This is a genomic window from Citrobacter sp. Awk 2, assembly GCF_028069815.1.
Taxonomy (GTDB): domain Bacteria; phylum Pseudomonadota; class Gammaproteobacteria; order Enterobacterales; family Enterobacteriaceae; genus Citrobacter.
This window is the reverse complement of record NZ_JANEWL010000050.1, coordinates 1-12,790: the sequence shown is the minus strand read 5'-3', so window position 1 is coordinate 12,790 and position 12,790 is coordinate 1. Positions and strand designations below refer to the sequence as shown.

General features: G+C 53.4%; 15 protein-coding genes. 2 read left to right on the top strand and 13 right to left on the bottom strand.

Annotated features, from left to right (window positions below; all coding sequences use genetic code 11):
* Positions 1 to 188 precede the first annotated feature (188 nt).
* Positions 189 to 1,034, top strand: coding sequence for a 3-mercaptopyruvate sulfurtransferase (gene sseA, locus NNO02_RS13570; protein ID WP_271440693.1), 846 nt, complete (start codon positions 189 to 191; stop codon positions 1,032 to 1,034).
* A gap of 98 nt (positions 1,035 to 1,132) precedes the next feature.
* On the opposite strand, the gene sseB is transcribed toward sseA, so the two are convergent.
* From sseB to trmJ, 11 genes are all read right to left on the bottom strand, one after another.
* Positions 1,133 to 1,909 carry an enhanced serine sensitivity protein SseB gene (sseB, locus tag NNO02_RS13565; protein ID WP_271455018.1) on the bottom strand — a complete coding sequence of 259 codons (777 nt, stop codon included), beginning with the start codon at positions 1,907 to 1,909 and terminating at the stop codon, positions 1,133 to 1,135.
* A 93-nt stretch (positions 1,910 to 2,002) separates the two neighbouring features.
* Positions 2,003 to 3,286, bottom strand: a complete 1,284-nt coding sequence (gene pepB, locus NNO02_RS13560) for an aminopeptidase PepB (RefSeq protein ID WP_271440691.1) — start codon at positions 3,284 to 3,286, stop codon at positions 2,003 to 2,005.
* A gap of 61 nt (positions 3,287 to 3,347) precedes the next feature.
* Complete coding sequence (iscX, locus tag NNO02_RS13555; RefSeq protein WP_003037694.1) at positions 3,348 to 3,548, bottom strand: Fe-S cluster assembly protein IscX; 201 nt, start codon at positions 3,546 to 3,548, stop codon at positions 3,348 to 3,350.
* 11 nt (positions 3,549 to 3,559) lie between these two features.
* A complete protein-coding gene (fdx, locus tag NNO02_RS13550; RefSeq protein WP_003037690.1) occupies positions 3,560 to 3,895 on the bottom strand; it encodes an ISC system 2Fe-2S type ferredoxin in 336 nt (111 codons plus the stop codon).
* A 1-nt stretch (position 3,896) separates the two neighbouring features.
* Positions 3,897 to 5,747, bottom strand: coding sequence for a Fe-S protein assembly chaperone HscA (hscA, locus tag NNO02_RS13545; protein WP_271455017.1), 1,851 nt, complete (start codon positions 5,745 to 5,747; stop codon positions 3,897 to 3,899).
* A gap of 15 nt (positions 5,748 to 5,762) precedes the next feature.
* A complete protein-coding gene (gene hscB, locus NNO02_RS13540; protein WP_271440689.1) occupies positions 5,763 to 6,278 on the bottom strand; it encodes a co-chaperone HscB in 516 nt (171 codons plus the stop codon).
* 108 nt (positions 6,279 to 6,386) lie between these two features.
* On the bottom strand, positions 6,387 to 6,710 hold the full coding sequence (gene iscA / locus NNO02_RS13535; RefSeq protein WP_003835203.1) for an iron-sulfur cluster assembly protein IscA: 324 nt from the start codon (positions 6,708 to 6,710) through the stop codon (positions 6,387 to 6,389).
* A 20-nt stretch (positions 6,711 to 6,730) separates the two neighbouring features.
* Positions 6,731 to 7,117, bottom strand: a complete 387-nt coding sequence (gene iscU, locus NNO02_RS13530; protein WP_002913991.1) for a Fe-S cluster assembly scaffold IscU — start codon at positions 7,115 to 7,117, stop codon at positions 6,731 to 6,733.
* 26 nt (positions 7,118 to 7,143) lie between these two features.
* Positions 7,144 to 8,358: a cysteine desulfurase gene (iscS, locus tag NNO02_RS13525; protein WP_271440688.1), complete on the bottom strand. Its 1,215-nt coding sequence runs from the start codon at positions 8,356 to 8,358 to the stop codon at positions 7,144 to 7,146.
* 112 nt (positions 8,359 to 8,470) lie between these two features.
* Positions 8,471 to 8,962: a Fe-S cluster assembly transcriptional regulator IscR gene (gene iscR / locus NNO02_RS13520; RefSeq protein WP_003037674.1), complete on the bottom strand. Its 492-nt coding sequence runs from the start codon at positions 8,960 to 8,962 to the stop codon at positions 8,471 to 8,473.
* Between the two features lie 242 nt (positions 8,963 to 9,204).
* Positions 9,205 to 9,936: a tRNA (cytosine(32)/uridine(32)-2'-O)-methyltransferase TrmJ gene (gene trmJ / locus NNO02_RS13515; protein ID WP_137384805.1), complete on the bottom strand. Its 732-nt coding sequence runs from the start codon at positions 9,934 to 9,936 to the stop codon at positions 9,205 to 9,207.
* 118 nt (positions 9,937 to 10,054) lie between these two features.
* Between trmJ and suhB the strand changes: the two genes are divergently transcribed.
* Positions 10,055 to 10,858, top strand: a complete 804-nt coding sequence (gene suhB / locus NNO02_RS13510; protein WP_149281455.1) for an inositol-1-monophosphatase — start codon at positions 10,055 to 10,057, stop codon at positions 10,856 to 10,858.
* 70 nt (positions 10,859 to 10,928) lie between these two features.
* Here suhB and NNO02_RS13505 read toward each other — a convergent pair whose 3' ends face one another.
* Both NNO02_RS13505 and NNO02_RS13500 read right to left on the bottom strand, forming a co-directional pair.
* The gene (locus tag NNO02_RS13505) at positions 10,929 to 11,909 is read right to left on the bottom strand and encodes a nickel/cobalt transporter (protein ID WP_271455016.1); all 981 of its coding nucleotides are present in this window, start codon (positions 11,907 to 11,909) and stop codon (positions 10,929 to 10,931) included.
* A complete protein-coding gene (locus NNO02_RS13500) occupies positions 11,900 to 12,538 on the bottom strand; it encodes a DUF1007 family protein (protein WP_271455015.1) in 639 nt (212 codons plus the stop codon). Before NNO02_RS13500 ends, NNO02_RS13505 begins: the two co-directional genes overlap by 10 nt.
* Between the last annotated feature and the right edge of the window lie 252 nt (positions 12,539 to 12,790).

Below are 12,790 nucleotides of genomic sequence, written 5' to 3'. Positions count from 1 at the left end.
GTGGCCTGTTAGCTACGTAGTACAACTATTATGCGTCAGATTTCTTACGGTGGAAGTCGGCAAGCGAATGATGTTGTCTGAATTTTAATGATTAATGTGGTTCGGCCTGACAAATCAGCCTCTTTTACTTGTCGCTTTACAGTAAACATCCGACAATTTGCCGAAACCTGGTAAAAATGGAGATGCCTATGACTACCGCCTTCTTTGTCGCTGCCGACTGGCTTGTCGAACATATTGACGACCCGGAAATACAAATTCTTGATGCCCGGATGGCACCTCCAGGCCAGGAAGATCGCGATGTTGGCGAGGAATATCGTGCAGGCCACATCCCTGGCGCTGTCTTTTTTGATATTGAAGCCCTCTCTGACCACACCTCCCCCTTTCCGCACATGATGCCGCGCCCGGAAGCCTTCGCCGTCGCCATGCGCGAGTTAGGCGTGCACCAGGATAAGCACCTGGTGATATACGATGAAGGTAATCTGTTCTCTGCCCCGCGGGCATGGTGGATGTTGCGGACATTTGGCGTTGAGAATGTCTCAATTCTGGCTGGCGGTTTGGCTGGCTGGCAGCGTGATGAGCTCCCCCTGCAGACAGGAAACGTTGATTTGCCCGAAGGTGAATTTGATACAGCATTCGCGCCTGAAGCGGTTGTACGCGTGACCGATGTGCTGCTGGCCAGCCATGAAAAAACGGCACAGATCGTCGATGCCCGCCCGGCGGCACGTTTTAATGCCCAGGTTGATGAACCTCGTCCAGGCCTGAAACGCGGTCATGTTCCAGGAGCACTGAACGTGCCGTGGACAGAACTGGTACGTGACGGAGAGTTGAAAACCACCGATGAGCTGGATGCGATTTTCTTTAGCCACGGCGTGAGCTTTGACAGACCAATCATTGCCAGTTGCGGTTCCGGTGTGACGGCTGCCGTCGTCGTGTTGGCGCTTGCCACGCTGGAGGTTCCTGATGTGTCCTTGTATGACGGTGCGTGGAGCGAATGGGGATCGCGGAGTGATTTACCGGTAGAACCGGTATTATAAAGCGGGAAATGTCGGATGGCGCTTCGCTTATCCGGCCTACAAAATAGCGCACATCCCAGGCCGGGTAAGACGTATGCGTCGCCACCCGGCCTGGTCTTTTAGATAATCCGATTCTGCTTAAAGTCGCGCAGGAAACCGCCCCAGCGGCGTTCATAGAACGGTGCAATGTGCTCGGTAATAAAGTGGCTGACGCCCTTCTCACCTTTCTTCACCTGGCAAATATCAATGGGTTCATCGCCCGGTAACGTGTCAGTTGCAACGCTGCCAGTAGCATGAATAATCTCTTCGATATCGCCATCGGCTTCAATACCAATCAACAGGTTCGGCTGAGCATCCGCGCTCTCTTTAATTGAGCAGAGAAATGCACGCTTCACCGGTTTAATGGTTTTAAACAGTGTGGTCAACGAGTCAATCATCTGTGCGGGCGGTTCGGCAACTTCGGAGAGAATTAGCGATTCACCGCCTTCCAGTACTTCCTGGGTACTCAGAGGGTTGCCTTCTTCCCCCATCAGCAGACTGATTTCGCGTGGCATAAACTCTTTGCCGGTTGGCAGCTTAGCATTGAGAAACAGTGTTTCGCCGAGCGTCATTTCAAACAATGTGCGCACCGGCATAACGACGAACGCTTGTTCATCTTCCACGGCCTGTTGTAAAGCTTCCAGAGAGGTGAAGAACGGAATCACCGTCGTGCCGTCTTCTTTTTCCCAGTGCTGCAGATCCAGCGCACTGTCTTCTACGACCGCCTCACCTTCTGCGGCAGTACCCGGTACCCAGACAGTAGACTCCAGCAGCGTGCGGAAAAAGGCCGGGCGGTGCGCTGGCTCAGTCGCTGCTTGTTCCAGCAACGTTTCTAATTCGTTTTTTGTTTCAGACATAGGATCACAATAGAGATGCATGTAGGGCGGGCAAGCGAAGCGCCCCCGCCGTTATCTTGCCGGATAGCGCTAACGCTTATCCGGCCTACATAATTAAGCGGTTAACAAGTTCGCAATTGTGCGCACACCCAGACCAGTTGCGCCAGCAGACCACTGCTCAACCGGCGCTTTGCGATAAGTTGCAGAACAGTCGATGTGCAGCCAGCCTTGCTGGTAGTTTTCCACGAAATGGGACAGGAAGCCCGCCGCAGTGCTTGCGCCAGCCGGGTAAGCCGCGCTGCCGGTGTTATTCAACTCGGCAAAGTTAGACGGCAGCTGGTTACGGTGGAATTCCGCCAGGGGCAGACGCCAGAACAACTCGTTTTCTTGTGCAGCACTTGCCAGCAGGCGAGCAGCCAGTTGGTCATCAAAGCTGAACAGCGCGTGGTAATCGTTACCCAGTGCTGTTTTCGCGGCACCTGTCAGCGTGGCAGCATCAATAATCAGCTCCGGTTTCTGCGCACTGGCGTCAATCAGGCCATCCGCCAGTACCAGACGGCCTTCAGCGTCGGTGTTCATCACCTCAACGTTTTTACCGTTGCGATAGTGAATAATATCGCCCAGTTTAAAGGCATTACCGCTAATCAGGTTATCCGCACAGCACAGATACAGTTTCACGCGCTTGTTCAGCCCGCGAGTAATAGCAAATGCCAGTGCGCCAGTTACGGTTGCCGCACCGCCCATATCGGACTTCATTGAGTCCATAAATGCGCTTTGTTTGATGCTGTAACCGCCGGAGTCAAAGGTGATGCCTTTGCCGACCAGACACGCATAAACCGGCGCTTCTTTATCGCCAGTTGGGTTGTAATCCAGCGCCAGCAGCACCGGCGGACGTTCAGAACCGCGTCCCACCGTATGCAGTCCCATGTAGTTCTGCTCACGCAGATCTTCACCTTTTGTGATGCGGTAAGAGACGTTATCGCACGCGACAGAGCACAGCAGATCAACCGCACGCTGCGCCAGTTGTTCCGGGCCCAGCTCTTCCGCCGGGGCATTGATGGTGTCACGCACCCAGTCGATAATTTTCAGACGGTTATCCAGCTCTTTGCGCTGTGCCTCGTCCAAAGCAGCCCACTCAACTTTGCGGCTGCCTTTCGGCCCTTTATAGCCCTGCCAGAATGCCCAGCTGCGCTCGGTATCCCAGCCTTCACCGTCCAGTTGAACGTGTTTAATCCCCAGACCGTCAATTTTACGCGCGGCACGCTGGATAAGGCCAAGGTCATCTTTTCCGTTCAGGTGCAGGGTAATGCCATCATTATTGATACTGTATGTTGCCTTTTCACCCCAGCGGGCATCGGCAGGTTGCGTGGAAAGCGTAATTTTCATGGCTTCTGTCATTTTATTTATCCTTATTTTCGCGCATACAGGAAAACGGGCCACCCGTGGGCAGCCCGTTGACTTATTCGGCTTCGTCCAGCCAGACCAGCAAAATGGCCTCAAGGATTTTTTCGTTCGATGCCTGTGGATCATCATCGAACTCTTCCAGGTCACAGATCCATTGGTGCAGATCGGTGAAACGAACGGTCTTGGGATCGAGATCGGGGAACGCGTCGTACAACGCCTCACCGATTTCGCGGCTATCGGTCCACTTCAGTCCCATACTACCCTCTGTTAATGCTCACGCGCATGATTGATTGTGTAACGTGGGATTTCGACCACTAAATCGTCTTCGGTGACACGGGCCTGACAGCTTAAACGGCTCTCCGGCTCCAGACCCCAGGCTTTATCCAGCATGTCGTCTTCTTCTTCTGTGCTTTCCGGCAAAGAATCAAAACCTTCACGTACGATGCAGTGACAGGTCGTACAGGCACAGGATTTCTCACAGGCGTGTTCAATCTCGATGCCGTTACGCAGGGCAACGTCGAGAATCGTTTCGCCAGTCTCAGCTTCCAGAACGGCACCATCGGGACAGAGATCCTGATGAGGCAAAATAACAATCTTTGGCATATTAAACCTCGTCCACAGAATGGCCTTTCAGCGCGCTACGGACAGATTTGTCCATGCGGCGAGCGGCGAAATCCTGGGTTTGTTTGTCTACGTTTTTAATGGCTTGTTCGATAGCGTCAACATCGTCGCCCTGTGCAACCTCGCTCAAATGCGCGGCGGCGGCGTCGATAATCTGACGTTCTGCGGCGCTTAACAGCGCGGCATCAGCAGCGAGCGCACCGGACAGGCTTTCCAGTACACGTGCTGCTTCGACTTTTTGTTCTGCCAGCATACGCGCTTTTACATCCTGCTCGGCAAAACTCATCGAATCCTGAATCATAGAGGCGATTTCGCTGTCCGTCAGACCGTAGGACGGTTTGACCTGGATGGAGGATTCAACGCCGGTGGATTTCTCCATGGCGGTCACACTCAACAGGCCATCAGCATCCACCTGGAAGGTCACGCGGATATGCGCCCCACCCGCAGGTAGTGCCGGGATGCCGCGCAGTGCAAAACGTGCCAGCGAACGGCAGTCCTGCACCAGCTCACGCTCGCCCTGCATCACGTGAATCGACATCGCCGTTTGCCCGTCTTTAAAGGTGGTAAAGTCTTGTGCCCGTGCCACCGGAATCGTGGTGTTACGCGGAATCACTTTCTCCACCAGACCGCCCATGGTTTCCAGTCCCAGGGACAGCGGGATAACGTCCAGCAACAGCATTTCGCTGTCCGGTTTATTGCCAACCAGAATATCGGCCTGAATAGCCGCGCCGATGGCAACGACTTTATCCGGATCAATCGAGGTCAGCGGCGTACGGCCAAAGAATTCGCCGACGCGTTCACGCACCAGCGGCACGCGCGTTGAACCACCAACCATCACCACTTCCAGAACGTCTTGCGCCTCAACGCCAGCATCTTTCAGTGCGCGGCGGCAAGCCAGCAGCGTGCGCTTAACCAGTGCGGAAATCAGTTCATTAAAGGTTTCACGGGTGATTTCACCCTGCCATCCCACCACGTTAACGGTGACAGAGTCCGCATCGCTGAGCGCGATTTTAGCGGCAATCGCGGCATCCAACAGTTCACGCTGTACGCGGTTGTCGCTGCGATCGGCAACGCCCGCCTGCTCACGGATGTAGTCGGCCAGCAGATGGTCAAAATCGTCGCCACCGAGTGCGGAATCACCACCGGTCGCCAGCACTTCAAACACGCCACGGCTCAGGCGCAGAATAGAAATATCAAACGTACCGCCGCCAAGGTCATAAACGGCAATGACACCTTCCTGACCTGAATCCAGGCCATAGGCAATCGCGGCAGCGGTCGGTTCATTCAGCAGACGCAGTACATGCAGGCCCGCCAGACGCGCAGCATCTTTCGTGCCCTGACGCTGAGCATCATCAAAGTAGGCCGGAACGGTGATCACCACGCCATCCAGTTCGCCGGACAGCGCTTCGGTTGCCCGCGCGGCTAGCGCTTTCAGAATGTCAGCAGAGACGCGTACTGGATTGAGTAAGCCAGCAGCAGTTTCAATCATCGGCAGACCGTTCTCACTTGCCTGGAACGTATAAGGCAAATGCGGGTAGCGCGCCTGAATATCCGCCAGCGAGCGGCCCATCATGCGTTTTACCGAACTGACGGTATTTGCCGTATCCAGCGCCGCGTTAGCACGCGCATCGTAACCGACTGAGTAGCCCTGCTGCTGATAGTGAACCACTGACGGCAACAGGTGGCGACCGTCGTGGTCGGCCAACGTTTCGGCCTGGCCGCTGCGTACGGTCGCAACCAGGGAGTTGGTGGTGCCTAAATCGATGCCTACCGCCAGACGACGCTGGTGCGGCGCAGCGCTCAGACCAGGCTCACTAATTTGTAATAAGGCCATTTTCGCTTCCGGAAATTAAAAATCGAGCAGTTTTTCTTCGAGTTGTTCTGCACTGCTTCGCAGTTTATCGAGAAAACGCAGCTTACGCACGGTATCTGCCGCCGCGTCCCACGTCTCGCTATCCAGCTGTTCTACCATCAATTGATGGCGAACATTGTACATGTCGCTGACACGTTTCATAAACGCATCCAGTCGTTGACTGTCTTTTGCCTGTTCAATTTCGTCCAGTTCTTCACGCAGCTCCAGCTGTTCCATCAGGAAGGCAGTGTCGCGCACCGTGTGCTGTTCACTTCTGATATCAAAGCCGTGTAAAGACAGTAAGTATTCGGCGCGCATCAAGGGATGACGCAGCGTTTGCCAGGCCTGGTTGATAGTGGCGGACTGCGAAACTGCAGCAAGTTGTTCCGCCTGAGAACCGCTGGCGAATTTATCAGGATGATACTGACGTTGTAGATCCTGAAAACGTAGGCTCAGCGCCTGAGTATCGAGCTGATAACGGGCCGGTAAGCCAAAGAGGGTGAAGTAGTCCATAACATTCTCAGGGCATCGATTCTCTGTTGTTCGATGAGGCAAAACCAGAGAGTCAGGTAAAACAAACCCCACGCGCAGGCGACCACGGTGGGGTTATCAGTAAGCGCGTTACACGTGGAAGCTTTCGCCGCATCCACATTCGTCTTTCACGTTCGGGTTAGTGAACTTAAACCCTTCGTTCAGACCTTCTTTGACGAAGTCTAACTGCGTACCGTCGAGGAATTGCAGGCTCTTTCCGTCGATCACGACTTTTACGCCTTTGTCTTCAAACACGGTATCTTCAGCCGCCGGCTCGTCAACAAATTCCAGTACATAGGCCATACCTGAGCAGCCGGAGGTTCTCACGCCCAGACGCAGACCAAACCCTTTACCGCGGTTCGCCAGGAAGGTATTTACACGCGCTGCTGCACTGTCGCTTAAGGTAATCGACATAATAAAACCTCAACTCTTAATTATTTTGCTTCACGTTTGCTTTTGTAATCCGCAATCGCGGCTTTAATCGCGTCTTCAGCCAGAATAGAACAGTGAATTTTCACTGGTGGCAGTTCAAGTTCGTCTGCGATATCGGTGTTCTTAATCGCCTGTGCTTCGTCCAGCGATTTCCCTTTTACCCATTCGGTAACCAGAGAGCTGGAGGCAATAGCGGAACCGCAGCCGTAAGTCTTGAAACGCGCGTCTTCAATGATACCCTCATTGTTGACTTTGATCTGCAACTTCATCACGTCGCCACAGGCCGGTGCACCCACCATGCCGCTGCCCACGTTCTCGTCGCTGTTGTCAAAAGAGCCCACGTTACGTGGATTCTCGTAATGATCGATTACTTTTTCGCTGTAAGCCATGATGAATTCTCCTTATCGGTGCCGAATTAGTGATGTGACCATTCAATACTGTTCAGATCCACGCCCTGTTTGAACATTTCCCACAGCGGAGAAAGGTCACGCAGACGGCCGATGGAGTTACGAACCAGATTGATGGCGTAGTCAATCTCTTCTTCGGTAGTGAAACGACCTAAAGAGAAACGAATTGAGCTATGTGCCAGCTCGTCAGTCATCCCCAGTGCGCGCAGCACGTAGGAAGGTTCCAGGCTTGCAGAGGTACATGCAGAACCGGAAGATACCGCCAGATCTTTCAGCGCCATAATCAGCGACTCGCCTTCAACAAAGTTGAAGCTGACGTTGAGAATGTTCGGTGCGCCATGCTCGAGGTCACCATTGAGGTATACCTCTTCCATGTCTTTCACACCGTTCCACAGACGGTTACGCAGACCGCGCAGACGCGCCATCTCGGTTTCCATCTCTTCTTTGGCGATACGGTAAGCTTCACCCATACCGACAATTTGGTGAACAGGCAGCGTACCGGAGCGCATGCCGCGCTCGTGACCGCCGCCGTGCATCTGCGCTTCGATACGGATACGCGGTTTACGACGCACATACAGCGCGCCGATACCTTTCGGGCCATAGATTTTGTGGCCAGAGAAGGACATCAGGTCCACTTTCAGCTGGCTCAGGTCGATAGGCAGTTTACCTACACTCTGGGTTGCATCAACGTGATAGATGATGCCACGCGCGCGGCACATTTCGCCGATCGTCGCAATATCCTGTACCACGCCAATTTCGTTGTTCACGTGCATGATGGACACGAGAATGGTGTCATCACGCATCGCCGCTTCAAGTTCTTTCAGGTCGATAATGCCGTTACGCTGCGGGGCGAGGTAGGTGACTTCGAACCCTTCGCGCTCCAGCTGACGACAGGTGTCCAGCACGGCTTTGTGTTCGGTTTTGCTGGTGATGATGTGCTTGCCTTTTTTCTGATAAAAGTTGGCTGCACCTTTAATCGCCAGGTTATCGGATTCAGTCGCACCGGAAGTAAAGACGATTTCACGCGGGTCAGCGCCCACGAGGTCGGCAATCTGGTTACGGGCGATATCTACCGCCTCTTCAGCCTGCCAGCCGAAACGGTGTGAACGAGACGCTGGGTTACCAAAGTTTCCGTCCAGGGTCAGACACTGCATCATTTTCTCGGCAACACGCGGGTCCACCGGCGTGGTTGCGGAGTAATCGAGATAGATCGGTAATTTCATTGCTCTATAAACTCCGTACATCGCTTCAATGCAAGGAATCAGGCAACCGGCTGGATGTACGACCGAGTTAACGGGGCGTCTGGCGTCCCGGCCTGATTCTAAAATACTTTTATTATGCGCGTAACTTAACGTCGATCGCGTCTTGAGCACGATTAGTGCGTGGAGCGTCATGCGTGTGCTGGCGACCAGACACATCGAGGACTTCCTGATTATTTACCAGTTCGCCCAACGTAATGTTATTGAGGAAACCGGTCAGGCGGTCGCTAAGATCGCGCCACAGCGCGTGGGTCAGGCACTTATCGCCGCCCTGACAACCGCCTTTGCCCTGGCAACGGGTCGCATCTACAGACTCGTCGACAGCGCTAATCACTTCACCTACTGCGATGCTGCCTGCATCTTTACCCAGCAGATATCCGCCGCCTGGTCCACGTACGCTGGAAACCAGACCGTTTTTACGCAAACGGGAGAACAACTGCTCCAGATACGACAGGGAAATGCCCTGACGTTCAGAAATATCTGCCAACGGTACCGGGCCCGTTTCGGAGTTGAGCGCAACGTCCAACATTGCGGTCACGGCATAACGCCCTTTTGATGTCAGTCTCATGTCTTACTTAGCCTCAAACTCGCCCCTGCCCGGGGTTTTTTATTGTAAAATGGGGGTATTGCATAGCAGGGGCAAGTCTGACATTCCCGACTAAATCAGTCAACTATTTACTTGACTAATTTAGTCAGGTATTTTGCGTTCCGTGCGGTATTCGTTTGCCGGATAGCGCTTCGCTTATCCGGCCGACAAATCGTGCGGCCTGTAGGCGGGATAAGCGAAGCGCCATCCGGCGTAAAGACAGGTTACTTCCCTTTATTCTGTTGTTCAATCGACGCTAAAATCCCGCGCAGGATATTCAGTTCCTGGCTCTCTGGACGTGCGCGAGTAAACAGACGACGCAGCTTGTTCATCACCTGCCCCGGATGGCCTTCACGGATAAACCCGGTCGACAGCAGTGTCTGTTCCAGATGACCGTAAAAACGCTCTAAATCGTCGACCAGTGGATACTGGGTTTCTTCATAGTCAGCTGCTTTACCGCTTTCCTGCGTTGCCAGCCAGGCCATGCGGACTTCATAAGAGATGACCTGAACCGCCATCGCCAGATTGAGCGAACTGTATTCCGGGTTCGCGGCAATAGCGACGTGATAATGGCATTTTTGCAGTTCTTCGTTAGTCAAACCAACGCGTTCACGACCAAAAACCAACGCCACCGGCGTATTTGCCGCTTCAGCAACGCTTTTTAAGCCACACTCACGCGGATCCAGCATCGGCCACGGCAACGTGCGGGAACGCGCGCTGGTTCCGACAACCAGACTACAACCCGCCAGTGCTTCATCGAGCGTATCGACGATTTGCGCACTGCCAATCACATCACTGGCGCCAGCCGCCAGAGCGATAGCCTGGGAGTCCGGTTTTACTAATGGATTTACCAGCCACAGATTGGTTAAACCCATCGTTTTCATTGCGCGGGCAACAGAGCCCATGTTGCCAGTGTGAGACGTTTCCACCAGCACGATTCGAATATTTTGCAGCATTGTATTTCTTCGGCTAAAGATTATTCGACCATATTATCATAAAACGAAGACATAATCCGAACTCGCTGCTATACTCTGCGCCGTTTTCCCGTTCTTTAACATCCAGTGAGAGAGACCGATGCATCCGATGCTGACCATCGCCGTGCGCGCAGCGCGCAAGGCGGGTAATGTAATTGCCAAACACTACGAAACCCCAGACTCTGTAGAAACCAGCCAGAAAGGCAGCAATGATTTCGTGACTAACGTCGATAAAGCCGCCGAAGCGATTATTATCGAAACGATCCGCAAATCTTACCCACAGCACACCATCATCACCGAAGAAAGCGGTGAACATGTTGGTGAAGATTTGGATGTTCAATGGGTTATCGATCCACTGGATGGCACTACCAACTTCGTAAAACGTCTGCCGCATTTCGCGGTATCTATCGCAGTACGCATCAAAGGCCGTACTGAAGTCGCTGTTGTTTACGATCCAATGCGTAACGAACTGTTCACCGCGACTCGTGGTCAGGGCGCACAGCTGAACGGCTACCGTCTGCGCGGCAGCACGGCTCGCGATCTGGATGGCACCATCATCGCCACCGGTTTCCCGTTCAAAGCGAAGCAGCACGCCGCTTCTTATATGAAAATCCTCGGCAACATGTTCACCGAATGCGCGGACTTCCGTCGCACGGGTTCTGCTGCGCTGGATCTGGCATACGTTGCCGCTGCACGCGTTGATGGTTACTTCGAAATCGGCCTGAAACCATGGGATTTCGCTGCAGGCGAGCTGATTGCTCGTGAAGCTGGCGCACTGGTTTGCGACTTCACCGGCGGTCATAACTACATGGCGACCGGCAACATCGTTGCAGGTAACCCGCGCGTAGTGAAAGCCATGCTGGCGAACATGCGTGACGAACTGAGCGACGCGCTGAAGCGTTAATCTGCTGTGGTGCCGGATGCGACGCTTTCGCGTCTTATCCGGCCTACAATTCATACTATACCGTTCTAACCTAAAACGGTCTTATCCCCCGTCCTACCGGCACTGCACTCATCCACATCACCACCGCAGCGGCAATCAGCACCATGCCTCCGGCTAATGCCAGCGTTGTCCAGCCAATCTGCCGCCACAGTACCGGCGCGTTATTGCCACTGAGTTTCACCGCCAGCGAGCGGAAACTGTGCACCAGTAAAGCTAAAGATGTGATCGTCAGTGACGTTCCAGCCGCCATGGCCAGCGCCGATGCCATCCCCCAGTTAAACACGCCAACCACTTTGCTAAACAGCAGCACCATGATGGCTCCGGAGCACGGGCGCATGCCCATAGACAGAATTATCATCAGTCGCGCACGCCAGTCATCCCCGTGTTGTATCTGCTCAGGGTCTGGCAAATGTTGATGCCCACAACCACAGCCATCATGATGGATATGCTGCGACGCAAAAGCGGTAAACGTCGGGCGACGCAGCAACTGGCGCAGCTTTCTCAGCGCACGAACGCACAGCAGCACCCCCAACACCCCCACCAACGCATAACTTCCTTTCTCCAGCCAGAAACTGCTCATATGCAATTGCCGGGCCGGCAGCTGCAGTACCGTAAGCACCACTATCACCAGCCCAATTGCGACCAGTCCCTGTAACAACGAAGACGCCAGCGTCAGCCCGATACTCGACTTCAACTTCGACGGATGGGTCGCAAGCCAGGTGGTAATAACAATTTTCCCGTGTCCCGGCCCCAGCGCGTGTAGTACCCCATACAGGAAACTAAACAGCAGCAGCGATCCCCCGGCCCGGTTCGGATTAGCAGCAACCGCTTTGAGCAACCCACTCATCTGCTGATTAACATCCCGCTGCCAGACAATACTTTTCACCATGACCTGCGGCCAGATCTGCCATAGCCACAGTATGCCGCCCGTCGCCAGCAGCAAAAACAGCGCCAGCGGCCATAGGCTAAGCCAACGACGTCTGACCGTGTGTGGTCGATAAATTACTGACATTGTAACGTCACCGTCTGTGCAAACTGTTTACCTAATTCCATATCCTCCGGCGGTGCATCTTCTTTATCCAGCGACTGTGCAAAACTCAGCGTTTGTTCATTCGGCGTCGGCGTATGCACGGAAATCCGGCATTGCTGGCGTAGGGGCTGTGCCAGAGAGGCATCACTGTCTTTGTCATAGCTCATATCGACGTAGTAGGTCGGATCGAACGTTGAAATACTATATTTTTGTCCGTTCAACGGTTGCGGCTCTGCCAACGGCAGCACAAATGTCAGCACCGCCTGATGATCCTCACGTTCCATACCATATTCCGTCGGCCGATTTTTAAACTTTACCTTTTGTCCCGCATGCCACACTTCAGTGAAATAGTGCTGCCCAAGGACGTTGGCCATCAATTCTGCCGCCAGTTTTTTCCAGATCTCATCACCCGGTTTGGCATTCCCCGCATCATAAAGCAGATCAGCCGAGGTGATTTCATCCATCGTCCAGCGCATTTTCAGCGCTACAAACTGGTTATTTTCACTCACTATCTCAGTTTTCAGATGGATAAAACTGTGGGGATGCGCACCGACATTAAAAGACAGGATAGCCAGGATCAACGTGACAATGATGCGTTGAACGCGTTGCATGAGTTCTCCACGGTAACAATACAGGCCGCCACAATGATAACGTCCTGGGCGAAAAGAGTGGTGAGCATATCATCGAACGGAAAAATGTTGAGCACCCTTTTCCGGTATCGATTCAGTTCTCAATTTCGACATTTTATTATTTTCCCGTCACCGTAAAAACGACGATTCATGGCTTCAATTTACGTCAAATGATGCATAAATGTTAATTATAAGTTTCATATTAATGAATTATTAACAAATATAGCGTCAGAT